The following is a 24485-nucleotide window of genomic DNA, read 5'->3' on the forward strand; positions in this document are numbered from 1 at the left end:
CTTATTAGTTGAAAGAAAACAACCTCTAACAGCATACAACTGCAGAAAGCCCCGACGTGCCAGAATTCTGGCAGCTTTTTTTCGCTGAAACCAACTGCGGGAAAAGATGAATACTTCATCATGCGGCTCAATATGTTTGCTCCACAATACTCGCTCGCGTCTCTGACATCCAGGATTTTCACCTTTCCCCAACGTTCTTGAGTGAGGTCCAAGTACTCGATATTAATATAAGTAAGGGAACGCAGAGGCTATAGTTGAGTCAGTCCCCATATACCCGCCGCCAGCCCCAATAAGATATAAATCAATGTCATCGTACTATCCCTTCCTCCACAAAATTGCAAGACCTGGAAACTTGCTTGAACTTTCTCCCCAAGCTACGTGACAATGCCAGACATCCTTCTTACCAAAAGCGTTTCAATTCATGGAATCCATCGCTGTTTTCATCGTATCGTACGTAATTGCACCTTGAAATTTTTGGCGAATAACCCCACTGGAATCAATCATATAGGTGGTCGGGTACGAGTGGATCGCAAATAAATCAGCTACCCGAGCCTTATCATCTTTCAAAATAGGGAAGGTTACATTATATTTTCGAAGGAATGTTGACACATCTTCTATCGAATCTTCCGTATAACTCAAATTGATCCCTATGACGACAACGTTCTGATCTTTATACTCTTCATGAAATTTCTCGATATGTGGCATTTCGGCACGACACGGTGGGCACCAAGTGGCCCAGAAATTCAGCAAAACCCGTTTTCCCTTCAATTCAGTCAGCGACATTTCTTCGTTATCCAGGGATGCCAGCTCAAAATTTGGTGCAATTTTGCCCGCCTGGATGCCTGTTTCTATGCCGTTGATACCGTTCGCGTTATCATGAAACTTCAATTCATTTTGTTCGCGCAGATGATCGTAGACTCCCCATACAACCAAGCCTGTCAGAAAAACGCCAACGAGCATATTGCGAATATTTTTCACGAGCAGTAGTCCTCCATTAGAAATTGAAAAATGAGTACTTGGCAAGCATTGCACTTAATCGTTGGAAACTCCCGGTATACAGCATAACGCCCAAAGCCACCATGATGGCTCCATTGAATATGCTCAACAGAGGAAGGGCCCGATTAATGAGCTTAACGATTGATAGCGAAAATGTAACTAAAAGTGAAATAAGTAAAAAAGGAATACCCAAGCCTAATGAATAAGCCGCTAAGAAACCAATCCCTTGATATAGGGATTCAGAAGAACCAGCCAAGATTAATATGGAGGATAATGCGAGTCCTACACACGGCGTCCAACCTGCACCAAAGGCCAGTCCGAGAAAAAAGGAACCGAACCAGCCACCATATTTTTTTTCGTTTTGCAAGGGCTTCGAATTCATCAATAACTTGAGTTTCAGCAAACCCATCATCTGCAATCCGAATACGATAATTAAAATACCGCCGAACTTCTCGATTAATTCCCTGCGCATAGAAATGAAACTCCCGATGGCACTAGCGGAAGCTCCCATCAATACGAAAATAACGCCAAAACCAAGAATAAAACCGATCGATCGGAGGAATAATTGTTTCCGATTCGCCGCAATCCTTCCTGCTTCAACCATTGTATTCGAGATATGTGAAACATAAGCAGGTACAAGCGGGAAGACACAAGGGGAGAAAAACGAAAGCGCACCTGCTGTAAATGCTACTAAAAGCGTCACTTGTTCCAAATCGTCACTCCTTCACGGACCAGATTCCCCCAAAAATCAATCGTGTTCGGTTCGCCTCTCCAGCATGATTTTAGTCAAAAAAGAGATGCATGCTGCACTAAGAAAAAACAGCTGTTCAGCGGCAATTCCGTGTACAACAAATTCATTGTTTCCGTCCACAAAGGCGATCACTGCTCTGCCCACGCTGTACCATAAGACGGTTACTACCAATCCTAGAAAAGACAGCATTCGTTGGTTGCTGAATTTGAATTGAGTGATGACCATAACCAAGCCGAGCAAGCCTAACGCTAAAGATCGAACTCCTCCTTGGAGAAGGATAAAATATAACAGACTATACAAGGCTGATGAAGCCAGGTAGAACGTCAGCAAGAGGTCAGGGAACATAAAAAAAGAAAGTTTCTTTCTCCACGTATGAATCATCAACACGATGCAGCCATACAAGGCAGCAATCCAGAGGCCATTTGTTCCTCCGTTAAAGTAGATCAGGGACAACGGATCGTGAATGACTAGCTGAAAGTCCAAAATCAACGGGCTGAATTTCCAAATAAAGAGACCTGCAATCAAAATGTTTGTCATGAGATGATCGATCGAAGTTCCTTCAACGTTTCGCAGTACATGCAGACGCCATTTTAAGACTAAATACCCTGCAAGTACGGAAGCACTAACGATCAACATTTCCAGGCTAATATTGAAAGGACCAATTGTAATAAACTGCAAGGCATATCTCCTATTCGAGTGCACAGTCGGCACAAGTAATCAACGGGAAATGAATCAAGCTGGCTCCAAATTTGATTGGTGCCAGCTCAAGTAACTGTGACTTTTGCCCGGTGTTGTTCCCAAGAGTTCCGATTTATTGGGTTTACATGGACTGGGTGTACAATTCGTATATCTGATCCAGTTTATGCTTAAGCTCGTTAAAGCGAACAAATCGATCTGCTCTGACATATTCCTTCTGTTCTATGATCAGCAACATGATCGGAGCTGTGAAAATCATATATTTCTCTGCTATGCTCTCTACATTGTGAATGTCGATATGCCCCAATTGAATCTTAGGATATTCTTCTAATAGCATTTTGATCTTAGGGAGCAATGCATGACAAACACTGCAATTCGTTTGAGATACATATAAAAAACTTAATTCATGTTCACTAACAAACCGTTCCACCATATCTAGCGAAGTTAATTCCATCATTTCTTTCATATCTGTATCCTCACTGACGAACCTACATTATGAATGAACGTCAATCCCAGTTTAGTTGATTTTCCTCAATGTATTGACTTACTACATCTGTACCAGATTCAATCTCTACTTTGCCTTCTGCTTCAATCTGAACACCTGCTTTTTTGAGCAGATTTCCTACTTCACACACTTGCTCTGCGCTAATCATGATTTTGCGCACAGACTGAATCTGCTCTTCAGTGGAATTCGCGGACAAAATAACTTGAGGAAGATGGACAATTCGAAATCCTTCTTCTTTGGAATTTACAGCCTCTGTGTTCATCACTATTCCAGTAACTGACAGTTGCTTCTGTTCCAACATATACACGAGTGTCATGATGTAACAAGTAGTGGCAGAGGAAACCAATAATTCTTTAGGATTGGCTCCTTCCCCACTCCCTCCCGAAGACTCGGGAATCGCGATATTCGTTTTAAGATAATCTGCCTTCAGCCTACCGCTACCTTTAGTGTCTTTATACCATGCAGTGTTCAAATTAGATTTCATATCGGCCATGTCGATCAGCTCCTTTTATTATCCAGTCAGTTTCCCTTAGACGATGCGCTTTAAGGCATGGATGAATCCCGTATGCATCGCTTCGTGATACAGGGCTAAGTTACACACTTCCCCCATGCTATTCAATTGGAGAACAGGTCCCAATTTCAATGGTTCTGGCAGGGTTTCATCAGAATAAATCTCTACGTGTTGTTTGATGCGTACAACCTGATCCTGCAACTGCGCAAGTAATGTTGACAACGGAATGAGCTCACCTGTCCAGTCAGAGGGTTTGGTACCGGGAGCGAACAAGCTGGTATATTCCTTAGGTAGGCCAGAAGTTTGGAGATTGTTGAAAATAAACATTTCAGCTACTGTAAGAATGTGCCCAACATTCCAACGTATCGTGTTACTGAATCCGACGGGTTGTTTGTCGGCGCTAGTTTCGGATACCGATTCCAATACTTTGTATAAATTTCCGCGAGTGATATCTAACTGTTTGGCAAAGTGTGAATAATTCATTATATACCATCCTTCATTTTAGGTTTATAAAGTAGTAGTTATTAGTTCAAAACAGCGGCTATGTGTTCTTTTGTAATCGACCAATGAGAGGCAGTCCAAAATTTCTCTTTGTTATTAACATAGATAATTTGAGGAGATTCATGTTTAACATCAAGATCCTGAGTAATTTGATTAGACACATGTCGCGATTCAAAGACCTTAACAAGATAAAAATCAATGTCTTCAGTGTGGCTCTCTTTGATGTACTGTTCGTATTCTGCTAGTGCATTCGCACTCACTGGGCATGTAGTGCTATGCTTAAGTATTATCTTTCCGCGTTGATCCGACTGTTCCAATACTTCTTTCCATTGGTCGAGTGTCGATATCTCTTTCCAGTTCAACAAAATCACTCCTTAGTAGAATAATCATTTCATGATGTCTAGTTACATAGTTAATTGGTTAACTAGGATAATGTTATTCGAATGATTTATATTTGTCAAGATGATCTGTTCTCATATAAAACCATTATTCCTATTGTTTTATGCCCTTCATTGATTTTTGTGAACGATTGTTTTAATATTGAGCTTATCTAGAACACTAGTTAACCCAGAAAGTTGGATGGTTATATGGAACATTCTCGTTTGCCCTTCAAAACAGATCCCCAATCTCCACTGCCTATTAATGTACAAATTAAAGAACAAATTAGATGGCTGATCAGTAAAGACTTTCTGAAAGCGGATGATGCTTTGCCTTCAACGAATGAATTAGCGGAGCAGCTCTCTGTTAATAGAAACACGATACAGTGGATATATTCACAGCTCAAAGAAGAAGGACTGCTGATCATGCAAAAAGGACGAGGAACTCGAATAGCTAATGAAGAACGGATAAAGGAATTCAAGCAGCAAAATCCTTATTTTTCATTCGTGGAGAAGACCGTAAAAGACGCATTTGAACAAGGTTTCAATATAGAAAATGTCATGTTGTCAGGATTTGCATATACACAATTATTTGGAGCCAAACACGAGAAGAAGAAGCGTTACCTTTTCATTGAATGCAAAACTATGGCCTGCCTGTTTTATCTGGACGAAATCCAGCGTCGTTCTTCCGCAGATATTCAAACGATTGATATCTCAACACCAGACGAGGAGCTTTTTCAAGCTATACAAAAAGCGGATGTGGTAGTTACCGTGAACGAAATGACGGAAGTTGTAAAAAAGAAAGCTGGATCTTCAGAAACAAAAATAATATCTGTAAGCTCGCCCCAAGATGTGACTCTGTTATTCGACATGCTATTGCAATAAGAGCAAACGTATACGATTAGGTTTACTTTTGTTTATGTACGCATTTAATCAGAATATCCCTGAATTCGGTACGAATTAATCCAACCCGTGGAATTCAGGGATATTCTATGTGATCAGGTGACTAGTGCTGATGAATATTTGTTGTCCTGTTAACCATTCTTATTTTATTGATGAAACTGTGGCAAATAAGTTCGGTGGGCTTCAAGCAACTCATCCAGCAAGGCCTTTGCTGTGTCGCCACTTTGAACAAGCGGATTCATGGTGAATGCTTGTAATGCCGTAGCATAATCGCCTGTCACAGCTGCTTCTATAGTGAGTTCTTCCATTGCTTTCATTACTTGCAACAATCCTCGTTGTGCGGAAGGGAATGAGCCGAAATGAACAGGTTCTGCACCGTGAGAAGTAATCATGCTTGTAATTTCAATCGCACTCTCAGTCGGCAGATCACTGATTGCCCCGTTGTTCCGAGTGCTTACAACCATTCGAGTCCCTTTATCGTTATAAATGGAATTGATGATCTCACATGCAGCATCACTATAATGCGCACCACCTCTTTTTTCCAGCTCTTTCGGTTTGTAATCCAGCTTCGGATTCCTGTAAAGTTCAAAAAGGCTTTCTTCCAACTGTTTAACGACTTGACCACGGCTACCGACTGTGTTTACTTCTTCCAGCTCTTCCTGGATCATGGCATCCGTCATGTAGTAATAACGGTGGTATGGACAAGGAAGCATTCTCAATTGGAGAACCTGTTCGTGCAAAAATCTCATATTTTTGATATTCTCAACCATTTTATCCGCTTTGGCTTCTGGTCCGTACATTTTGTCGATTGCTTCAAGGGTAAGATCTTGTCCTGACTTATCATAAATCTTGTGCCAGTGCAGATGGTTAATGCCCGCAAATTTGAAGAATAGTTCCTCCTCCGGTTTTTCCAATACGGCTGATTCAATTTTGGTGGACATAATAGGAACATTGCATAGTCCGATCACTTTGTCCCACTTTCCGTAACGGAGAACCGCTTCGGTCACCATACCTGCAGGATTGGTAAAGTTAATGAGCCATGCATCCGGACAGAGTTCTTTCATATCATTAACAATATCTAAAATTACCGGAATGGTTCGAAAAGCTTTAAACATGCCTCCTGCCCCATTTGTTTCTTGTCCAATCATTCCATATTTATTGGGAATGGTTTCGTCCTTGATACGGGCATCCATCAGCCCTACTCTAAGTTGTGTAGTTACAAAGTCAGCATCCTTTAATGCTTCCCGGCGATCTAGCGATAAATGAACTTCACAGTCGATCCCTGCGGCTTTTACCATGCGTTTAGCCATCGCACCAACGACCTCGAGTTTTTCCTTCCCCGCCTCGATGTCCACAAGCCATAATTCTTTGACAGGAAGTTCATGATGGCGTTTAATAAATCCTTCCATGAGTTCCGGTGTATAGCTGGAACCACCGCCGATTGTTACAATCTTTAATCCTTTTTTCATATCTTTACCTCCTGATGTGAGAGCATTTGAATCATAGTTGTACTGTAATTTGTGTAATGCATTACATGTCAAGCACGAATGCTACGGAATTTACTCATTGGGATGGCAAGAATACAACAAAGAGGTGGAATACATGGCAAATATCAGCGAGATCGCCCGTTTGGCGGGTGTATCTACTGCAACCATTTCACGTGTTATCAATAGGCACCCCCACGTAAGCGAATCAACCAGAAAGAAAGTAATTGAAATTATGGAACAACTGGATTATGTACCTAACGGCAATGCAATATCTCTAAAAAAGGGCGCTACCTGTTTGATTGGAATTGTTGCAGTCGCTTTCAATCCGCTACTTATCAGATTCATGCAGGCCTTCACCCAGTCTGCCGAGAAACACGGATTCAACATCACTCTGTTCATTACGAATGGTCAGGTAGAGAAAGAACTGGTGGCACTCGAAATGCTGAAACGGAAACAACTGGACGCTATAGTATGCGTGCTCCGAAGCAATGAGTGGAAGGTTATCGAATCCTATACCAAATATGGCCCGATCGTCACATGGCAGCGGCTTGAAAACAGTTATATCCCCTCTGTGTTTATGGATCAATACGAAGCATATAGGATTGGACTCGAACACTTATACCTCAAAGGATACAGAGAGATCCTTAGTGTATATCCCATATCTAACGGACTTAACACAAAAGAGCGCATGAGAGCATACGCTGACTTTATTACCAAATATAAATTGACGGTGGACTTCCCGAATTTTCAGGATAAGATTTATGTGCGAGACGGAGAAGAACTTGCAAAATGGTGGATTGCACAAACAAACAGACCTGATGCTATTTTTTGTGCTAATGATGAGGTTGCAGCCGGATTTATTGCTGAACTACGGAGGTCTAAATTTTCGGTTCCAGGGGACGTTGGGATCATCGGATTTGATAATACCGAGGTGGCTCATTTATTCGATTTGACGACAATTCATTATCCAGTTGATCAGCAAGCAGAGAATGCTTTCACGATTATTCAAAACATGCTTGATACCACTACCAAAGAGTTAATCCCTCTGAAATATACTTTAGTTGAACGACAATCAACATGACTATCACAATATTATCATCCCACATTTTTTATGAAATGATCTGGAGTTTAATTGGACTTTTTCTCACACTTGGTCGTTTCTATCTAGAAGGTGTGAGTACAGGTAGCCTTGCTTTTGCCGGTTCGCACTAGCTTGCCACAATTCTGAAAGCCATATGGAATCCGATGGAGTTTTTGGGTTCTCCCAGAAAAACATACGAAAAACCACTAAATCGGCAGTACGATTTAGTGGTTACTCATTTTGAAAATTCAGTCACCCGAGCTGATTGTAGTTAATTAACCTATGCAGATGTACTGCGAGGTATGCCAACTCTTCGTTTGGCACAGCTTTTCCGTAAACTTGCTCAATATATTCTCGGATATTAAATGCCCCTGACATGGCCTCAGGATGCAAGCTAGCGATATGCTCGAATAGAACGTGGCTCTCATCATTCAACATCTGACCTGAATAAAATCGTTCCACAAAAAATTTGATATGGGTGATAAACCGACTGTAATGAACATTATCATCGTCCATCTCAATATTAAACGTATACTTAGCCAGGTTAACGATGCTTCCGATCATCTTGGCAAATTTCATTCCGTCGGAAGAATCACTGTGCTCCCCTTGAGCATTAATTAAATGAAAAGCAATATTAGCTGCTTCCTCAACAGGTAGATCCGTTTGCAGAGTTTGATTCATCAGCTGAAGAGCAAACACGCCCACTTTATATTCTTTGGGATAATAAGTTTTGATTTCCCAATATACCCGATTTGTTATATTGATGTTTTTCTTGTGCCTTTCCACCGCAAAACTCAAATGGTCCATCAGCATAAAATAAACACTCGCGTTAAGGGTAACCGAAAGCTCTTTCTCCGCATACGTTACGATCTTTTGTGTTAGTTCCACAAACACTGGAGAAATGGTGTCCAAAAGACCAAGAAATTCTTTAACTTTAATGTTTTCGACGGGAATGAAAATTTGATCGGCTTGATGCTCTTCAATCGCAGTTCCCATTTTCCTTCCGTATCCAATGCCTTTGCCTAGAAGGATAAATTCATTTTTTTGCTGATCCTCTGCTAAAACCACATTTGAATTCAATACTTTTTTTATCTTCTTCATTTGATCACCTCTTCCATTTCACTAATCTAAAGGGAATTTAAACGATTTAGATAGCAATCTACACAAAGAACAAGGCGATTACGAACAACATCATTAATCGAGATCGCTACCATTCGACTGAATTACTTGCTGATACCAAAAGAACGAGTCTTTCCTGATGCGTTGAAACGTCCCATTTCCATAATCATCCACATCCACATATATTAGTCCGTATCTTTTCTTCATTTCACCCGTGCTCGCCGAGATAATATCGATCGGTGACCACATGGTATACCCCATTACAGGAATACCGTCGATCTCAATGGCCTTTTTCATCTGCTCTATATGTTGGTGCAAATAATCGATTCGATACGAATCATGGATACTCCCATCTTCCTCGACCTTATCGACCGCGCCCATTCCGTTCTCCACGATCATCAGCGGAATTTGATAGCGGTCATATAGTAGATTTAACGAATATCGAAGTCCCATCGGATTGATGCTCCATCCCCATTCTGTTGTTGGCAGATAAGGGTTTTTGTATCCTGTTTTCACGCCATTTAATCCTTTAAATTCTGTGCTGGTTTCCTTCCCAACGACATGTGTTAAGTAATAACTATACGACAGAAAATCAACTTTCCCTTTCAATAATTGTTCCAAATCATCTTCCCGAATAGGTAAAACAATCCCCTGACGTTCAAATTCCTTTAACTTGTATGCCGGATAATAACCTCGACATTGTACGTCGCAATAAAACAACATTTTCTGCATGAAATCAGCATTAGCTTGCATATCTTCGGGATCGCAACTGTTGGGATACGAAAAGTGTCCGGCATACATCATTCCGACTTTATTTTCCGGATCAATTGCATGCGCAAGCTGAACAGCCTTAGCGCTAGCTAGAAACTGATGATAGGCTGCAACCATTCTTGTCTGCTCATTATCCGAATTAATCCCCCCAGCCATCCAGGCCTTAGTTGACATAACATTAATCTCATTAAATGTAATCCAGTACTTTACCTTGCCTTTATAGCGATTAAAAATAACTTGACAGTAGTTTAAATAAAAGTCAACTACCTTGCGGTTTTCCCATGAACCATATTCCAACAATCCGAGGGGGGTTTCAAAATGGGATATTGTAACCAATGGCTCAATCCCGTATTCTCTGCATATGTCGAATATTTGATCGTAATATTCTAATCCTGCCTCATTTGGAATTTCTTCGTCTCCATTAGGAAAAATACGTGTCCAATTAATGGACAGGCGATAACACTTAAATCCCATCTCTGCAAACAAAGCAAGATCTTCCTTAAACCGATTGTAGTGATCGATACCTACATGGCTCGGATAGTATTCGCCTTCAATAATGCTTTCAGTAATTTTTCTGGGAGAATCGAGATCCCCTGAAGTCATTACGTCTGCCGTACTTAACCCTTTACCGTCTTTTAAAAATGCTCCTTCACACTGGTTGGCGGCTGTTGCGCCGCCCCATAAGAAATTATTAGGAAACCCTTGATTCATTATGAATTTCTCCTCCATTTATATAGTAGTTATAAACATTAAGGGATCATTATCTTTACGGTCGCCCTCGGCATATTGGACATTGTAGCCCTCTCTACTTGTAACGACAGTTATCAATACCGGATCATAGCCTGCTTTGACAATTCCCTCGATGTCAAACTTGACCAGTACATCCCCTGCCTTCACTTGATCTCCGATTTTGATTTGAGACTCAAAAAACTTTCCTTTTAGTTTAACTGTGTCAATACCGATGTGGAAAAGCAACTCGCTTCCGTTGGCTGTTTCCATCGCTACTGCATGTTGAGTACGGAATACCATTTTTACAGTCCCGTCCGTTGGGGCATAGAGTTCGCCTTTCGAAGGAATGACGGCTATCCCCTCTCCCATCGATTTGGTTGAGAACACATCATCCTTTACTTCTTTAAGAGGAATAATTTCCCCTTGAACAGGCTGTTTGATGGCAACTACTTCTTTGCTTCTAACCACCGTATTCATGCTCTTCGTAGATTCTTTGTTATCCACTGCATTCGATTCACCTGGTTGCTGAGCATCGTCTTTCCACAAAAATAACGTAAGCACAAAAGAGATAACATAAGAAATAATCAAACCCAAGATTGCGTATACAAAATTCATTTTGTTGCTTGGATCAATAAACATCGAGATGCTTGCCAAGCTTGGACTCACTACCGTACTACCCGCTACTCCAAGCAATCCAAGACTCAATCCGCCAATCAAACTGGAGATAACAATACTTATGAGTACACGCTTTCGTTGTAGCGTAACTCCGTATAGAGCCGGCTCCGCAATACCAAACATAGCGGAAATAGCAGATGACACAGCGACCCCTCTTAGTCTCGTATCCTTAGTGCGAATCGCCACGGCAAAACTTGCCGCGCTTTCAGCCATATTATGTGCGAATAAAGCAGGCAACAGGAGAAGTTCCTTGCCAGAGGCAGCTATGGCGGAAATAACGTATGGCGTCAGTGCTTTATGCATACCCGTAGCAATCATAAACGGAAGGAGTGCTGCCAAAATGCCGACGGCAACCCAGCCGAAATTAGAAAATAAGAAGAGTATGGCGGCTGTTAAATAAGTTCCCAAATGAAAACCAAGTGGGCCTAAAACACCCAGAGTCACAGGAACCGTTAGAAGCAAGGACATCATCGGCACGAAAAAGACACGAATCGGTTTAGGTGACACTTTAAAGAAAAATCTTTCCATAAAGGCATAGAATATAACGCCTAAGATCGATGGGAAAACTTGCGAAGCATAATTCACGTTAGTTAGCGGGATAGAGAGAAAACTAGCTCCACTCCCTAAATTTGCAATCATGTCAGGGAACAATAGAACACTCATTGCTGCTGCTGCAACCACGTGATTCACTTTTAGTTTTGCAGCCGTAGTAAGCGCCACCAAAATAGGCAAGAAATAAAAGACAGCACCGCTAATGGAAGTTAGGACGATATATGTTGAACCTTTTGAATCGATCAACCCAATGACGGATAACAATAAAAGCATCGATTTTAGAATCCCTGCTCCGGCCATGGCTGGAATCAAAGGTTGGAATACACTAACAAAAAAATCAAGAATCATTGATCCGATTTTTTTCTTCTCTTGTTTGAAATCGTTAGACTTGGTTTCAGCCTCGTTTTCTTTCTGGCCTCCAAAACCTCCAACTTTCATCAGTTCATCATAAACTTCAACGACAGTATTACCTACGACAACTTGAAATTGACCTTTGTTAACGACATCAAGTACGCCTGGCACTTTCTTGATCGCTTCAACATCCGCTTGACGATCATCCTTCAGAGTAAATCGTAATCGTGTTGCACAATGCCCTAAATGAGCTACATTCTGTTTCCCACCTACATAATTCAGAATATCTTTTGCCGTTTTTTCATAATTCATTCTCGTTCCCCCTCGGTGGATATGTGCGTTTATTGTTCGGCCATACAATAAACAAAAACAAAAAAGACAGGTATCCTCTAAAAATTAGATAGCACTTCAAAGTGTTACCTAATCTTTATGGATCCTGCCTGCTTTACCAGTGACATGTCCGGTTATTCTTTTGTTTATTGTATTATAACCGGGCGATAATCAAAATACAAGCGGTTTCATTGAGCAGACGATTCTATATATTTAAGCGTATATTCCTAGATCGATCTTTGACCCAATATACGGTTCTTAATACTCCTTATCTTTATCATCGTAGAAAGGGTCCGTTTGTTCATCAGGAGTGCTTTATTACATATCTGTTCAGTCCTATCTGGATGCATGACCCGGAATATCTATCAAAATATAACGATACCGCCTACTGCTGATAACAAGATTACTGCGAATGGATGGATCTTGTATTTAGTTACCGCGATGAGACTGCTGACACAAATGACAAGCATCCCGAAGGTTGACCAGCTAAACAATGGTTCGTTATGTCCTCCAATTCCAAAGTGGATCGCAGCATAAATGATAAGTCCTGTAATGATTGGACGCAGTCCATAAAACGAAGATCGGACCCAATGATTGCTTTGTACGCGGTGAAATAAAGCTGCAAAAAGGATGACAATAACGAGAGAGGGCAAAATTATCCCAATAGTAGATATGATCCCACCTAAGATGCCCATTTGAGAGTAACCGATTAGAGTTGCAGTATTCGTAGCAATGGAACCTGGGGCCATCCCAGCTAATGCAACAATATCTTGAAACTGTTCTGGCTTAATCCATCCTTTTTCAGTCACTTCGCGTTGAATGAGAGTTATTACTGCATACCCCCCACCAAATGAAAGAGATCCAATTTTCAAAAATAAGATAAACAATTCCCACAACATGCGATCAACACCTTCAGATGTAATATTCAGGATAATTTAGTTCTGACTGATGACTTTCTTCTTCCTTCTCTGTTGGGGCCGAAAGACCAAGAGCACGTTTAATTGAAATAATAGTCACGCCCACAATTGGACCTCCAAGAATCAGGTATAAAGAGTGAAGCGATGTGAAAAGTAGTAGAAGGGTGCTTAGACCTGCAATAAACAATGTGGATGAATCCATTATGGAGGTCTTACCCACTTTGAATGCGGCCACAATGATTAATGCAACAATTGCAGCATGAACTCCTTTTAGAGCTGCATTCATCTTGGAAACATCTTGAAACATCATGCCTAAGATACTGAGACTTAGCACAATTAAAAAGGTCGGTAGTGTTATAGCAATGACAGAGATAATCGCACCCAGTATTCCTGCGAGCCTATATCCGACGAAAGCGGCTGAGTTTACAACTACGCCCCCAGGTGCGGATGCAGAAACGGATATCATATCCCCTACCTCATTAGGTTTTAACCATGCTTTCTTATCCACAATTTCCCGCTCAATTGCTGTAATCATGGCATATCCTCCCCCGAAAGTTGAGGGGCCCAATTTTAAAAAAACAACAAATAGTTGTGTAAGCATTTTAATGTATTCCTTTTGTTTTACACTCATATGCTACCTCCGTTTCATAAAACTCTTACATATTAATATCTAATATTATAACACGTTAATTTCATTTTGGAATAAAGTAAACACCGCAAAACGTAAATTGTAATATTTACATCACATTATATTATATAATTCAAAATAATCTGAGTTAAATAATTAAGTTAAATTCAATATAGTATAAACTTTATTATTCCTATAACATTAGCTGGAAAACCAGTCTTCCATCAGCTATACTAAATATATCCCGACTTTTTCACTTGGAAATGGAGTAGAATATAATGTTGAATCATTCCCATTTTTCAATTAAGAAGCAAATTTATGATCGAATCGCTTTTCTTGGAACAGTCTCCAAAGCAGATTTGCTAGAATATTTCTCAATCACGAGTAGTAGCATGACTCGTATGCTCGAAGACATGCTAGCTCAAAAACTTATACTTGTCTCCGGACATGGTACATCAACTGGAGGGCGTAAACCCATTCTCTTTCAAACAAACCCACATTATCGCTATCTTATGGGTTTGGAAATCTCACGCATCAGTTCCTCACTTGGCCTATTTGATCTACATCTCAACCGATTATCTGCTGTTCGTTGGGAGATGGACCATAGCCTCACGCCAGAGCGTTTAGTGGAACTGGTGGTGAACGAAACAAATAAAATGCTACATCATCACCATATAGCTCATGAACAAATTCTGGGGATGGGGATCGGTGCAGTAGGCCCTTTGGATCCTAAAAAGGGTATTATATTAGAGCCGGAATATTTCCCTTCCGATTCTTGGAGTAATGTTCCTATATGCAAGTTGATGGAAAAGGAACTTAATATCCCTACACAACTCGATAACGGCGCAAACAGTGCCTTGCTAGCAGAGCATTGGGCGCTCCGAAATGAAGCTTGTGAGCATATGCTGTATGTCCATGCCGGAGTGAACATACGATCATCGATTATGTCTGGAGGTCAGATTTTGCGTGGTGCTGCTGACACTGAAGGAGCGATCGGCCAAATGATCATTCAAACAGGAGGACGTAGACTCAGTGACAAGGGGAATTACGGATCTTTAGAGGCATATGTATCTGTTCCTTCACTTGAAGAGCGTGTACAGTCTCAACTTAAAATAGGACGCGAAAGCTCGCTTTCGATCATCCCACCTGAATGTGTTAATTTTCCTTCTCTTGTTAATGCATTGAAACAGGAAGATGCTCTGGTAAGAGAGCTGTTCATTGAAACAGCTTCCTATCTGGGAGTTGGGCTTGCCAATTTGATCAATACTGTTCATCCCGAATATGTCATTATGGGTGGAGCACTTATTAATGCTGACCCGATAGTATATCATACGGCAATACAGGTTGCCCGAAAAAATATATACCATTATCCTAAATACAACCCAATTTTTACTCCGGGTATTCTTAAAGAGGAAGGCGTGGTGACTGGAGCCGCACTCCAGATTATGCAAAGTTGGGAGAAGTAAACAAACATTAAATAAATGCGAAACTCTGTTCCCACCGCTCAGCGGTTAATACAGAGTTTTTTTGATTTTCATACATGCTAATGAGCCGACTTTCCTAATAAACATGAGCTTTTATTTACTTTCTAATTGAGAAATGAGTATACCGCGCAGGTCGAATGGCTTAACACCAATCAACCCTATCTATGAATTTGCAGATGTTACCCGCTAGGGGCACTATCGAACGGAACAGAATAGTGCTATACCCCACATTAATATCTCACAGCGCCCTGAGTAATCAATACCTCTAACGAGCAATAATACCTCTTATCGGATGTTGTTTCACAGCTCCTTATATTAAAAAGAAGGCATATTGGACGGAAGTGATCCCCAAAAGGCAGCTATTTTAAAAACAAATAGCCGCGTATTCGCGGCTATTATGAATATCAACTAATGAATCATCAGCATCTGCAAGATAACTGTTGAAACACAAGTCTGATTTAACTTGCAATTCACAAATGCACTAATTATTTTTCGAACAAACTTCCTCCATTGCTCTGGATCACATCTTTATACCAATAAAACGGCTTTTTACGATAGCGTTCTAAAGTTCCTGTGCCGTCATCATGACGATCCACATAGATAAAACCATATCGTTTTTTGAGTTGTGCGGTTGTTGCGCTAACAAGATCAATGCAACCCCAGGTCGTGTATCCCATCAGTTCAACACCATCTTGAATCTCCTCAAACACTTGAATTAAATGCTGCTTGAGATAATTAATTCGATAATCATCTTCAACTGTTTTTTCTCCGTTTTTATCCGTAATCAATTGATCTACCGCACCTAATCCATTCTCCACAATAAACAATGGTTTCTGATAACGATCATACAAGACATTCATAATGTATCTCAAACCTTGGTGATCGATTTGCCAGCCCCACTCGCTCGCTTTCAGGTGTTGGATTAGGTACGCCACCAATAAGGTTGCCTTCTCCCTTAATTTGCTTGGCTGGATCTGCCGTTTCACAGCTACTCTGATAGTAATTAAAGAAATAAAATCAACCGTGTGTTTCAGAATCTCTTCGTCTCCAGGTTCAAAGCGGATGGAAATTCCATTTTCTCTAAGGTAACGCTTGATATAGCTTGGGTAATATCCACGTGCATGTACATCAGCAAAAAATGTATTTTTATGGTCAGCATTCATAACTTGGATGACATCCTTAGGATCAGGAGTCAGTGGATATATTGGCATTGCAATGACCATACAACCTATTTTGAAATCTGGATTGATTTTCATGTCCAACTTTCACTGCAAGTGCACTTGCAACAAATTCGTGGTGAACGGCTTGATACAAATCCTGTTTACTCACGCTAGGGTTATCATTTTCGAGTCAGTGGATCTCCCCATGTATTTACTCCACCTTGGAGTTGAACGAGTTTAGAGTATCCGCTCTTACTTAAAATTTTGGCTGCACTTTTGCTGCGCATACCGCTTTGGCAGTAAAGAAAAACGGTGTTATCTTTTGGTATCTCGACCAGGCGTCGCTTTAATTGAGATAAAGGAATGTTTACAGCTCCCTTGATGAAACCTCTTTTATACTCGCCAGGTTCACGTACATCAACCACAAGACTTTTACTGTCTGCTTTCATCCCATTTCGGAAATCGTCTGATCTTAAATTTTTCAGGCCTTTTACCGGCTTAAGCCGTGTATAAAGCAACCATACAACAAGAAGCAGGATTGCGATATTAATAACAGTATTTATGTTCACAGGATTCTCCCTTTCTATTCACGGATAAAAAGCAACCTTTGACTGCATATAGTTGATAAAATCCGCGGCGTGCAAGAATTCTGGCTGCTTTTCTTCTCGTGAGCCAGTTTCGTGAAAAAATAATCACTTCGTTATGTGGTGAAAGTTCCTTATGCCATACAACTGGCAAACGACCAATGGATATATTTATCGAGCCGGGAATATGACTAAGCCAATATTCACTTGAATCCCTAACATCTAGTATTTTTACGTTGGACCACCGATTATCTAAAGGATCCCACTCTTTGTTGTCCATATAAGTGAGTGAGGGGATCGGCCACAACTGGACCAACAACCATAGAATGAGTATATCAGCTAAGATGAAAATAAGAGTCATTCATGACATCCTTTCTGTAACATTAAAACCTATGATCAAATTAATTGATCGAAATCTGACCACTCATTAAGGCCACCTGTCATATTCACAACTTTATATCCTTTCTCATGAAGAAGCTCACAGGCAAGACCGCTTCGATTTCCGCTTCGGCACATAATGATGATCTCCTGAGCAAGATTTAATTCATGAAGTTGTTCCATTAATTGTCCTAACGGAATGTGCTTAGCTCCTTTCACATGCCCTTCTGCCCATTCAGCAGTTTCACGGACATCCAGCATGATGAGATCTTTTCCTTGTTTTAGTTGCTCGGCTACTTCTTGCGGTGTAATCTCTTTTGGGACTCGAAATGTCATAATTATACTCTCCTTGTTGTATGAAATAATATTTTAACTAGCTCACCATAACTCCTAAACTTAGGTTACTAGTATTGCGTTATTTGAGTGTTGTTCATTCATCAGGTTTTTGTAACTAGTAAGATATTTGAGAGATGACCTATTAGCTAGGTATATCCTTGCTCCATCAGCGGCAGAACATCGCAAAACTGGCCTAATCTACCTGACTTAGTACATTCGCTTTTTACCCATACTCCTATAGGTATCATGAGGTCGTATTTGACCTTTAACAACCTCTGCTAAAAGACAACTTTTAGCTCGATTTACAGTAGGAAATCATAAAGTCTATATAGCAATAGAGTCATCTATAGATATAAAGATTCTAGTACTTGTTTTTAAATCTAAGCTTATGCTTTCTTTTATCTACCAGATTCTCTTCATCTAAAACAACAGCTGTCAAAAATCCAGCAGCTGTTGTTTTTGTTAGATGAACTAGTTGAAGGATATTGAATTTAACGGCTTTTCACAAGGAGATCTACGGCTTCCTTCACCAATTTACCTGTATCCTTATTACCAGCCTCCTGTTCAGCCATAATGCACTCTTGGAGATTCTCAGCAACGATTTGCGCAATAGCTCTGTCAGAGGCATTACGAACGGCAGACAACTGGGCAACGACCTCTTTACAAGTTTTACCTTCCTCCATTAATCGAAGCACACCACGAACCTGGCCTTCAATTCTCCGCAAACGTGTTTTCAAGCTGTCTGTATAGTTATACTCCATATAAAATCTACACTCCTTCATAACATACCTGTATAGGTATATTATAGAGCAAAAAATATTAGCGTACACCTTTAAATAAATTAGTTTATCTATCCAATTGTTTCATTCCCAGCATGGCCATGGTCATGGTCATGGTCATAGTACAGGCAACCTCTAATCCTGTGCTACCTCAATCAATTTGAGACAAAGACAAAGCGTTGGGCTTATCACGTGCTTAATTACCTGTGGTCTGTGCCCCAAATAATTCTTATTGAACTGCCCGAGTTTTGATGACCTCATTCTTCCGCAGAGCATCGAGCTTCTAGAAAGTAAAAAGTATAGTTAATTCGTGATTATAGGCAGTTGCGAAGAGCAATAGAAATAAAAAATCTTACTAATGCTTTATAGCAATTTACTGCTAAACGTACGATTGATGTTTTTTTTCAGCCACTAAGGAATACTACATTTTCGTTATACACATCCCCCTGTAGGATAATGTATAGTAGGTACACTCTGTAAGACAGTTCTTTTCTATATGCTCTTAAAGGATAGATGCCCAAACCTTTACAGCTGTCAGGGCAATAAGCACGACCAGTCCATAACGAAGTACTTTAACATTGATTTTAGAACTGATTTTGGAACCGAAAGGGGCACCGATCAGGCTTCCGACCACCGTAAATAAAGTAGGCCAAAAGGGAATATGACCGCCGCTGAGTTTTCCAATAACTCCGCCAATGGCTGAAATAAAGACGATCGCAAGAGAGGAAGCGATGGTCTTACGGGTTGGAATCTTAAGGATAGTGAGCATAATGGGAATCAGGATAAACGCGCCACCCGCACCCACGATCCCGGATACAATCCCAACTATGAAGGCCGAGACTATCGCTATAACTCTGTTGAATTGAAGATTGTCTTTAATTTCATCGGATCCTTTGCGAGGTACCAGCATTAGAATAACTGCTAACACGGCAAGGATACCATAGATCAGGTCAATGATATCTCCTTGAAGAAGCCCTGATATATAACCTCCGATTAGACTTCCCGCCAAAATGCTGATGCCCATGAAAACAACCAGTTCCTGATGAACGACAGCAGGCCCCATGTTTTCCTTGCTTTTTTTCTGAAACGCCAGTAGACCTGCAAGAGACGCAAAAAAAACTTGGAACATACTGATCGAAGAAACCTCATGTGCTGAGAAAGATGCTGCAACGAATAAAGGTGGTACATACAGCAGTAACGGATACATTATGATAGCACCACCTATTCCAAGCAATCCTGAAAAGAAGGATCCGATTAAGCCGAGAATGATCATGATGACCAATAACGAAATATCCACAATTCCCCTCCTTTCTTTGTTTGAGGGTTGCTTACGAAAGTTTGAAATAAGCGAACACACTGTGTGTTCGCTTTGTTTCATTTTTTCATTTATATCTTTTTGACGTGAAATTTATAGATACCGTTCACTTCTTCATGGGCAATCAATTTGTGATTCGTTTGTTTTACCCATGCTTGAAAGTCATTAACCGAGCCTTTGTCCGTTGAAAGTACTTCCATGATTTGTCCGGATTCAAGACCATCCAGCGCCTTTTTTGCTTTTACGATTGGCATAGGGCATGACAGCCCTTTCGTATCTACTACCAAGTCTGTTTTCATCTTTAGTTTTCCTCCTTTAGTGGTCATGCACGGCACAGCGATTCGGACCGATTTCCATCTCACGTTGTTCATCCTCGTGTGGTGTTAATCTCCCCATGTTCGTCTGGCGGATTTCTTGGTACGCATTCGGCTGAGGTGGGAGATTCTCAGTCACAGTACGCCGGAATACATCCTCATCATGAATGTTAAGACCAGGGTTATTGTGATACAAGTCAGAAAGTTTGGCCATCACTCGACCACCCTCACTCAACTCAGTCACTTTTCCGAAATGAGCAGGCAATACGATCAGATCTTGAGATAGTTCTGTAAATCGCTTATAAAGCGTATTATGAAGATCACCCACCCAGTCTTCAGCGAGACCCGCTAAATCAGGGCGACCGATCGATTCAACAAAAAGGATATCGCCGGTTAACAAATATTGATCATCCACAATGAATGATGTGCTTCCAATCGTGTGACCAGGAGAGTAAATCGGCTGAATCCGGATTGTTGTGGAACCTACTGTGATATCACGCCCCTCTTCAAGTTTTTCGTAATTGAAAGTGACTTCAGTTGCATCTTTTGGCGGCAACCAATAAGTCGCTCCGGTTTGCTCGGCCAGTTTACGTCCGCCGGAAATATGATCGGCATGCAGGTGAGTGTCCAGTGTGTGTTTAATCTGCACATCTTGCTCTTTGGCAAACTGTTCAAACACTTCGGTCATGCGAAGAGTGTCAATAACTGCGGCTTCACCGCCTGAAACAACCATATAAGACAAGCACCCTTTACCAATTCGTACGAACTGATACAAAGAGCCACCGTACTTTAATTCTCCAATCTGCACTGGCTCCAGATGTTCACTCCAAGATTTCATACCGCCTTCAAGGTAATACACGTTGGATCTGCCGGCTTCAATAATTTGTTCTGCTACAAATTTGGAAGACCCCTCTTTAGCACAGACAACAAGCATTTTTTTGTCATCAGGAATCTTGTTGAGCGCATCATCTACACCGTCTAAGAGATCGAAATAAGGAATGTTAATGATATCTACACTGTCGCCTTCAACTTTCCAATCGTTAAAGTCCGTTTCATTACGAACATCAAGGATAAAGATTTCTTCTTTAGCCAAGACGATTCGAGTAAGTTCTTTGGCCGTCATCGCTTTTAATTCCATTTTCGTTTCTCCTTTCATTTAAAAAGTTAATGTAACATTGGCATCTTTCGCAAAATCCAGAAAAGTGACAGCTCCGCCTACTTCAATGCCTTCAATAAAATCCTCTATTGTCAAGTTCATAACGTCCATAGTCATCTGACAAGCTATAATCTTAACACCTAACTCTTGAGCCATTTCTACAAGCTGTGGGATCGTTGGAACATTTGCATTCTTGAACCCTTCAGCAAAATGTTCAGCCCCTTCAGGTAACGGCAGTTGGTGATGTGCTTGCTTATGAATCAGATTCAATCCTTCAAATGTAAAGAAAATGGCAACCTCTGCTTCAGTCGCTGCAGAAGCAGTTGCGATATTAAACACCTTATATGCATCGAACATTCCACCATTACTTGCAATAATAGCTACTTTTGTACTCATTGATATACCTCCGTTTTTTTGTTGGTTTTATTATTTTTCGGTTGGACCCGTCCAACTAGTCATGCCGGGTTCTACATTCGTGACTTGTTTAAACCCTTTTTCAGTAAGCAATTGACAGGCAAGGTCACTGCGATTGCCTGTTTGGCATACTACATAAATTTCTGCATCCTGATCAAGTTCCTGGATTCGACTTTCGAGTTCACCTAGTGGAATGGAAAGGGCTCCAGCAATTCGGTTAAACGCATATTCGGCAGGTTCACGTACATCCAGTAAGATCATCTTTTTGTTTTCAACAAGTTTTTCCTCCAAATCTTCATTGGAAATGACTTGTGGATGCTTCTTCTCTTTCTTTATTTCAGTAGAATTTGCCTTACGGACGTAATGCTTGAGAACATTGCCATCCTCTACTGTACCGAGATAATGATGTCCAGTATTTTTGGTCCATCCTTGAATGTCTGCCAGTGATCCTTTATCTGTGGCTTGCACTTCAATAACTTGACCAGCATCAAGTTGATCCATTGCTTTTTTTGTTCTAACGATTGGCATTGGACATGAAAGCCCCATGCAATCGAGTGTCTGATCTACTTTAATTTCGGCCATGAAAGCACCCTCCTTAAAATTTGTTGCGAACAAGACAATCTCTTAGGATATATTAAATCCTCCCTTTTGGCCTATAGTTTACAACGAGAATCTCATTAGGGTCGATAACTAAATACCCATACCCCTATAGGTATAATACGAAGGGTTTTCGTTATTGTCAACCTCATGTACTAAAATAATGAAGTGTCGCTTCAAGCCTCGGGATAATCGTGATTGACTTTACATCCCTTTTGAACTTTGTTTGTTCAGAACGTTATAATTTATATTTTTTATATAAAAAAGCCAACCTATTCTGAAGTGACCCCCAAAAGTTAGACACGCTAATTTCATCAGGCAGTTTTCTCAAAATGAGTTCGGTACTGTACGAGGCCACTGAAGAACTTACATTTTTCTTGCAGGTATCTACCCATTACAAAAAAGGAAGACATCCATATCCCTATTTTGGAATGGATGTCTTCCTTTTTGTACCCTCATCAAGCCAGACTTCCGAATTTATTCATCTGCTAACTTTAATATTCGCTTTAGATTTACAGCAAATATGGCCATTGCACCTTGTAATTGCATCCCAAGTAAACCCGAGGATGTGGCGATATCATACCCGTGTCCATGTTTGAGTTCACTGTTCTTTGCTTCAATTTTGTAACGTTCTTTGGATTTCTTTTTGAAATATTCTGTCTCTTGAAATGCCATTTGTTCGGAGTGTTCTTCGGATTTAATCGAAACGGAATACGTCTTGCTTTTGGCACCTTCTTTGTAGCAACCTTCCTTTAGTGGACAACGCTTGCATCGCTCTACATCAAAATAATACGTGTCAGTTTGGTTTGCACCGATACCTTTTTTACCTTGTCGTGCCTTGCGAATAGCCATATGCCCAGCTGGACATACGTACAACCCTGCATCCTTATTAAACAGGAACTCGTCTTCCTTCTTACGGTTGCCTTGTGTAATGAGTGGATTGAGTTTCGCTATAAGTTCAATCTCAATTTTATGGGTGTATACAATATTATCCCTTTCGGAATAAGCTGCATCTCCAATGACGGTCTTCACTTGCATGCCAGCTGCTTTGCTTTTTTCGATTAATTCTTGCAATTGTTTGCCATCATTCTTCTCTCCTGTTGTAATGACGGCCGCTGTAATAATCCGTTCCTCAGTCATGGCCAGATGTGTTTTGTATCCAAAGAAAGCAGAGTCTGAGCTCTTGTGTCCCACTTGTGCGTCGGGATCCGCCGCCAGGCGAAGTTGCTCGACGTCATCTGAGATCGTTTCTTTCAGCAGGTTCAGAGGCTCTAGAATTTTGGGTACTTGTGCGATCCCAGATTCGGTTTCGACGAAAGCGACAAGCTTCTGGCAATACTCGATTTCATCTTTGAGCTCGTTGTTTGTATTCTTTGTCGGCATGTGGGCCTTGGCTGATTCATCCAAAGTATATATTGCTTTGCGCAACTTTCGCGCACGGTCTTGCAGAATGTCTTGCGGTGACTTCTGGTTGTAGCGCGCTTTTGTATGCGTAGCATCGACGATAATGGAATGGCTTTTCACAATATTCTGCTCGATCGCAAGCGTCACTGTTTTACCAATAAGCATGTCTAGCAAATCCATATCTTTTAATCGCAATTTGCGGAATTTAGTCAGGGAGCTTGAGTCAATATCGGAATCTTCCGGCGCCATATCGAGAAAGTATTTGAACGACATATCATACTTCGAGCGTTCAACGATATCTACGTCCGACAGTTCAAAGATCGCCTTGAGTAGTAATTATTTAAACATGCGAATAGGATCGATGGAGTTACGTCCATTGTCCAAACAATATTTCGCTTCGAGTTCTTCATAAATGAAAGTAAAGTCCACGAGCTCGTTGATTTGACGGAGCATATTGTCCTTCGGAACGACGATGTCATACAGTGCTGCATAAGGACTCAGGACTAAGCTTTGTTGTTGTCGAATCATCTGCTCTCACCTACTTTTCGTGATAACTCAATTGTACGCAAAAAAAAGGCACAGCCTCTTCTAAAATGTACCCTATAAGATGGACACTTTAAAAAAGGTCATCTTGTAGGGTCTTTTTGTGTACAATGAATAAAAAAACGAGCGGTGGTCAAGCGA

The 24485-nt window shown here is 40.8% G+C and carries 26 protein-coding genes and 1 pseudogene; 3 read left to right on the forward strand and 24 right to left on the reverse strand.

Annotated features, from left to right (window positions below; translation table 11 throughout):
- Positions 1-414: 414 nt before the first annotated feature.
- The 7 genes from HNR77_RS14700 to ytxJ all read right to left on the reverse strand — a co-directional run bounded on the left by HNR77_RS14700 (position 415) and on the right by ytxJ (position 4322).
- Complete coding sequence (locus tag HNR77_RS14700; RefSeq protein WP_184185568.1) at positions 415-978, reverse strand: TlpA family protein disulfide reductase; 564 nt, start codon at positions 976-978, stop codon at positions 415-417.
- Positions 979-994: 16 nt separating this feature from the next.
- A complete protein-coding gene (locus HNR77_RS14705; protein ID WP_311768629.1) occupies positions 995-1699 on the reverse strand; it encodes a cytochrome c biogenesis CcdA family protein in 705 nt (234 codons plus the stop codon).
- A 45-nt stretch (positions 1700-1744) separates the two neighbouring features.
- Entirely contained in the window at positions 1745-2425 is a 681-nt protein-coding gene (locus tag HNR77_RS14710; protein WP_184185574.1) for a hypothetical protein, read from the reverse strand.
- Positions 2426-2567: 142 nt separating this feature from the next.
- Positions 2568-2909 (reverse strand): thioredoxin family protein, encoded by a 342-nt coding sequence (locus HNR77_RS14715; RefSeq protein WP_105598996.1) that lies wholly within the window; start codon positions 2907-2909, stop codon positions 2568-2570.
- A gap of 40 nt (positions 2910-2949) precedes the next feature.
- On the reverse strand, positions 2950-3441 hold the full coding sequence (locus tag HNR77_RS14720) for an OsmC family protein (protein ID WP_184185577.1): 492 nt from the start codon (positions 3439-3441) through the stop codon (positions 2950-2952).
- Between the two features lie 36 nt (positions 3442-3477).
- On the reverse strand, positions 3478-3942 hold the full coding sequence (locus tag HNR77_RS14725) for a DinB family protein (protein WP_076331731.1): 465 nt from the start codon (positions 3940-3942) through the stop codon (positions 3478-3480).
- Positions 3943-3983: 41 nt separating this feature from the next.
- On the reverse strand, positions 3984-4322 hold the full coding sequence (ytxJ, locus tag HNR77_RS14730) for a bacillithiol system redox-active protein YtxJ (RefSeq protein WP_145325439.1): 339 nt from the start codon (positions 4320-4322) through the stop codon (positions 3984-3986).
- Positions 4323-4547: 225 nt separating this feature from the next.
- On the opposite strand from ytxJ, the gene HNR77_RS14735 reads away from it, so the two are divergent.
- Positions 4548-5222: a GntR family transcriptional regulator gene (locus HNR77_RS14735; RefSeq protein ID WP_184185580.1), complete on the forward strand. Its 675-nt coding sequence runs from the start codon at positions 4548-4550 to the stop codon at positions 5220-5222.
- Positions 5223-5386: 164 nt separating this feature from the next.
- On the opposite strand, the gene HNR77_RS14740 is transcribed toward HNR77_RS14735, so the two are convergent.
- Positions 5387-6709: a 6-phospho-beta-glucosidase gene (locus tag HNR77_RS14740; protein ID WP_184185583.1), complete on the reverse strand. Its 1323-nt coding sequence runs from the start codon at positions 6707-6709 to the stop codon at positions 5387-5389.
- A gap of 133 nt (positions 6710-6842) precedes the next feature.
- On the opposite strand from HNR77_RS14740, the gene HNR77_RS14745 reads away from it, so the two are divergent.
- Entirely contained in the window at positions 6843-7808 is a 966-nt protein-coding gene (locus HNR77_RS14745) for a LacI family DNA-binding transcriptional regulator (protein ID WP_184185586.1), read from the forward strand.
- Positions 7809-8060: 252 nt separating this feature from the next.
- On the opposite strand, the gene HNR77_RS14750 is transcribed toward HNR77_RS14745, so the two are convergent.
- The 5 genes from HNR77_RS14750 to HNR77_RS14770 form a co-directional block, all read right to left on the reverse strand.
- Positions 8061-8909, reverse strand: coding sequence for a BglG family transcription antiterminator (locus tag HNR77_RS14750; RefSeq protein WP_184185589.1), 849 nt, complete (start codon positions 8907-8909; stop codon positions 8061-8063).
- Positions 8910-9002: 93 nt separating this feature from the next.
- Positions 9003-10409 (reverse strand): glycoside hydrolase family 1 protein, encoded by a 1407-nt coding sequence (locus HNR77_RS14755; protein ID WP_184185593.1) that lies wholly within the window; start codon positions 10407-10409, stop codon positions 9003-9005.
- A gap of 18 nt (positions 10410-10427) precedes the next feature.
- On the reverse strand, positions 10428-12317 hold the full coding sequence (locus HNR77_RS14760) for a beta-glucoside-specific PTS transporter subunit IIABC (protein ID WP_184185596.1): 1890 nt from the start codon (positions 12315-12317) through the stop codon (positions 10428-10430).
- Positions 12318-12700: 383 nt separating this feature from the next.
- Complete coding sequence (locus HNR77_RS14765) at positions 12701-13234, reverse strand: chromate transporter (RefSeq protein WP_184185599.1); 534 nt, start codon at positions 13232-13234, stop codon at positions 12701-12703.
- A 13-nt stretch (positions 13235-13247) separates the two neighbouring features.
- Positions 13248-13883 carry a chromate transporter gene (locus HNR77_RS14770; RefSeq protein WP_184185603.1) on the reverse strand — a complete coding sequence of 212 codons (636 nt, stop codon included), beginning with the start codon at positions 13881-13883 and terminating at the stop codon, positions 13248-13250.
- A 275-nt stretch (positions 13884-14158) separates the two neighbouring features.
- Here HNR77_RS14770 and HNR77_RS14775 point away from each other — a divergent pair, with 275 nt between their 5' ends.
- Complete coding sequence (locus HNR77_RS14775) at positions 14159-15346, forward strand: ROK family protein (RefSeq protein WP_184185606.1); 1188 nt, start codon at positions 14159-14161, stop codon at positions 15344-15346.
- A 503-nt stretch (positions 15347-15849) separates the two neighbouring features.
- On the opposite strand, the gene HNR77_RS14780 is transcribed toward HNR77_RS14775, so the two are convergent.
- From HNR77_RS14780 to HNR77_RS14830, 11 genes and pseudogenes are all read right to left on the reverse strand, one after another.
- The gene (locus tag HNR77_RS14780) at positions 15850-16620 is read right to left on the reverse strand and encodes a family 1 glycosylhydrolase (RefSeq protein WP_221443850.1); all 771 of its coding nucleotides are present in this window, start codon (positions 16618-16620) and stop codon (positions 15850-15852) included.
- Positions 16621-16703: 83 nt separating this feature from the next.
- The gene (locus HNR77_RS14785) at positions 16704-17093 is read right to left on the reverse strand and encodes a rhodanese-like domain-containing protein (protein WP_311768626.1); all 390 of its coding nucleotides are present in this window, start codon (positions 17091-17093) and stop codon (positions 16704-16706) included.
- Positions 17071-17469 (reverse strand): rhodanese-like domain-containing protein, encoded by a 399-nt coding sequence (locus HNR77_RS30780; protein WP_184185612.1) that lies wholly within the window; start codon positions 17467-17469, stop codon positions 17071-17073. The genes HNR77_RS14785 and HNR77_RS30780 overlap by 23 nt, the downstream gene beginning before the upstream one ends.
- 35 nt (positions 17470-17504) lie before the next feature.
- Positions 17505-17822 carry a rhodanese-like domain-containing protein gene (locus tag HNR77_RS14795; protein WP_184185615.1) on the reverse strand — a complete coding sequence of 106 codons (318 nt, stop codon included), beginning with the start codon at positions 17820-17822 and terminating at the stop codon, positions 17505-17507.
- A gap of 491 nt (positions 17823-18313) precedes the next feature.
- Entirely contained in the window at positions 18314-18583 is a 270-nt protein-coding gene (locus HNR77_RS14800; RefSeq protein WP_184185618.1) for a metal-sensitive transcriptional regulator, read from the reverse strand.
- A 520-nt stretch (positions 18584-19103) separates the two neighbouring features.
- The gene (locus HNR77_RS14805; protein WP_184185621.1) at positions 19104-19898 is read right to left on the reverse strand and encodes a sulfite exporter TauE/SafE family protein; all 795 of its coding nucleotides are present in this window, start codon (positions 19896-19898) and stop codon (positions 19104-19106) included.
- Positions 19899-19987: 89 nt separating this feature from the next.
- A complete protein-coding gene (locus HNR77_RS14810; protein ID WP_184185623.1) occupies positions 19988-20215 on the reverse strand; it encodes a sulfurtransferase TusA family protein in 228 nt (75 codons plus the stop codon).
- A 16-nt stretch (positions 20216-20231) separates the two neighbouring features.
- Complete coding sequence (locus HNR77_RS14815; protein WP_184185626.1) at positions 20232-21368, reverse strand: MBL fold metallo-hydrolase; 1137 nt, start codon at positions 21366-21368, stop codon at positions 20232-20234.
- 18 nt (positions 21369-21386) lie between these two features.
- Positions 21387-21782 carry a DsrE/DsrF/DrsH-like family protein gene (locus HNR77_RS14820; RefSeq protein WP_184185628.1) on the reverse strand — a complete coding sequence of 132 codons (396 nt, stop codon included), beginning with the start codon at positions 21780-21782 and terminating at the stop codon, positions 21387-21389.
- 30 nt (positions 21783-21812) lie between these two features.
- Complete coding sequence (locus HNR77_RS14825; protein ID WP_184185631.1) at positions 21813-22382, reverse strand: sulfurtransferase TusA family protein; 570 nt, start codon at positions 22380-22382, stop codon at positions 21813-21815.
- 492 nt (positions 22383-22874) lie between these two features.
- A pseudogene (locus HNR77_RS14830) lies at positions 22875-24329 on the reverse strand (IS1182 family transposase).
- Between the last annotated feature and the right edge of the window lie 156 nt (positions 24330-24485).

It is taken from the genome of Paenibacillus sp. JGP012, assembly GCF_014203995.1.
Taxonomy (GTDB): domain Bacteria; phylum Bacillota; class Bacilli; order Paenibacillales; family Paenibacillaceae; genus Paenibacillus; species Paenibacillus silvae.

Excerpts from the sequence above, each read along its gene's own strand:
- HNR77_RS14765 (WP_184185599.1), bottom strand. The coding sequence starts at position 13,234 with ATGTTGTGGGAATTGTTTATCTTATTTTTGAAAATTGGATCTCTTTCA.
- HNR77_RS14715 (WP_105598996.1), bottom strand. The coding sequence starts at position 2,909 with ATGAAAGAAATGATGGAATTAACTTCGCTAGATATGGTGGAACGGTTT.
- HNR77_RS14810 (WP_184185623.1), bottom strand. The coding sequence starts at position 20,215 with ATGAAAACAGACTTGGTAGTAGATACGAAAGGGCTGTCATGCCCTATG.
- HNR77_RS14815 (WP_184185626.1), bottom strand. The coding sequence starts at position 21,368 with ATGGAATTAAAAGCGATGACGGCCAAAGAACTTACTCGAATCGTCTTG.
- HNR77_RS14735 (WP_184185580.1), top strand. The coding sequence starts at position 4,548 with ATGGAACATTCTCGTTTGCCCTTCAAAACAGATCCCCAATCTCCACTG.
- HNR77_RS14720 (WP_184185577.1), bottom strand. The coding sequence starts at position 3,441 with ATGGCCGATATGAAATCTAATTTGAACACTGCATGGTATAAAGACACT.
- HNR77_RS14755 (WP_184185593.1), bottom strand. The coding sequence starts at position 10,409 with ATGAATCAAGGGTTTCCTAATAATTTCTTATGGGGCGGCGCAACAGCC.
- HNR77_RS14750 (WP_184185589.1), bottom strand. The coding sequence starts at position 8,909 with ATGAAGAAGATAAAAAAAGTATTGAATTCAAATGTGGTTTTAGCAGAG.
- HNR77_RS14745 (WP_184185586.1), top strand. The coding sequence starts at position 6,843 with ATGGCAAATATCAGCGAGATCGCCCGTTTGGCGGGTGTATCTACTGCA.
- HNR77_RS14825 (WP_184185631.1), bottom strand. The coding sequence starts at position 22,382 with ATGGCCGAAATTAAAGTAGATCAGACACTCGATTGCATGGGGCTTTCA.
- HNR77_RS14770 (WP_184185603.1), bottom strand. The coding sequence starts at position 13,883 with ATGAGTGTAAAACAAAAGGAATACATTAAAATGCTTACACAACTATTT.
- HNR77_RS14760 (WP_184185596.1), bottom strand. The coding sequence starts at position 12,317 with ATGAATTATGAAAAAACGGCAAAAGATATTCTGAATTATGTAGGTGGG.
- HNR77_RS14800 (WP_184185618.1), bottom strand. The coding sequence starts at position 18,583 with ATGGAGTATAACTATACAGACAGCTTGAAAACACGTTTGCGGAGAATT.
- HNR77_RS14775 (WP_184185606.1), top strand. The coding sequence starts at position 14,159 with ATGTTGAATCATTCCCATTTTTCAATTAAGAAGCAAATTTATGATCGA.
- HNR77_RS14780 (WP_221443850.1), bottom strand. The coding sequence starts at position 16,620 with ATGAAAATCAATCCAGATTTCAAAATAGGTTGTATGGTCATTGCAATG.
- HNR77_RS14820 (WP_184185628.1), bottom strand. The coding sequence starts at position 21,782 with ATGAGTACAAAAGTAGCTATTATTGCAAGTAATGGTGGAATGTTCGAT.
- HNR77_RS30780 (WP_184185612.1), bottom strand. The coding sequence starts at position 17,469 with ATGACTCTTATTTTCATCTTAGCTGATATACTCATTCTATGGTTGTTG.
- HNR77_RS14740 (WP_184185583.1), bottom strand. The coding sequence starts at position 6,709 with ATGAAAAAAGGATTAAAGATTGTAACAATCGGCGGTGGTTCCAGCTAT.
- HNR77_RS14725 (WP_076331731.1), bottom strand. The coding sequence starts at position 3,942 with ATGAATTATTCACACTTTGCCAAACAGTTAGATATCACTCGCGGAAAT.
- HNR77_RS14795 (WP_184185615.1), bottom strand. The coding sequence starts at position 17,822 with ATGACATTTCGAGTCCCAAAAGAGATTACACCGCAAGAAGTAGCCGAG.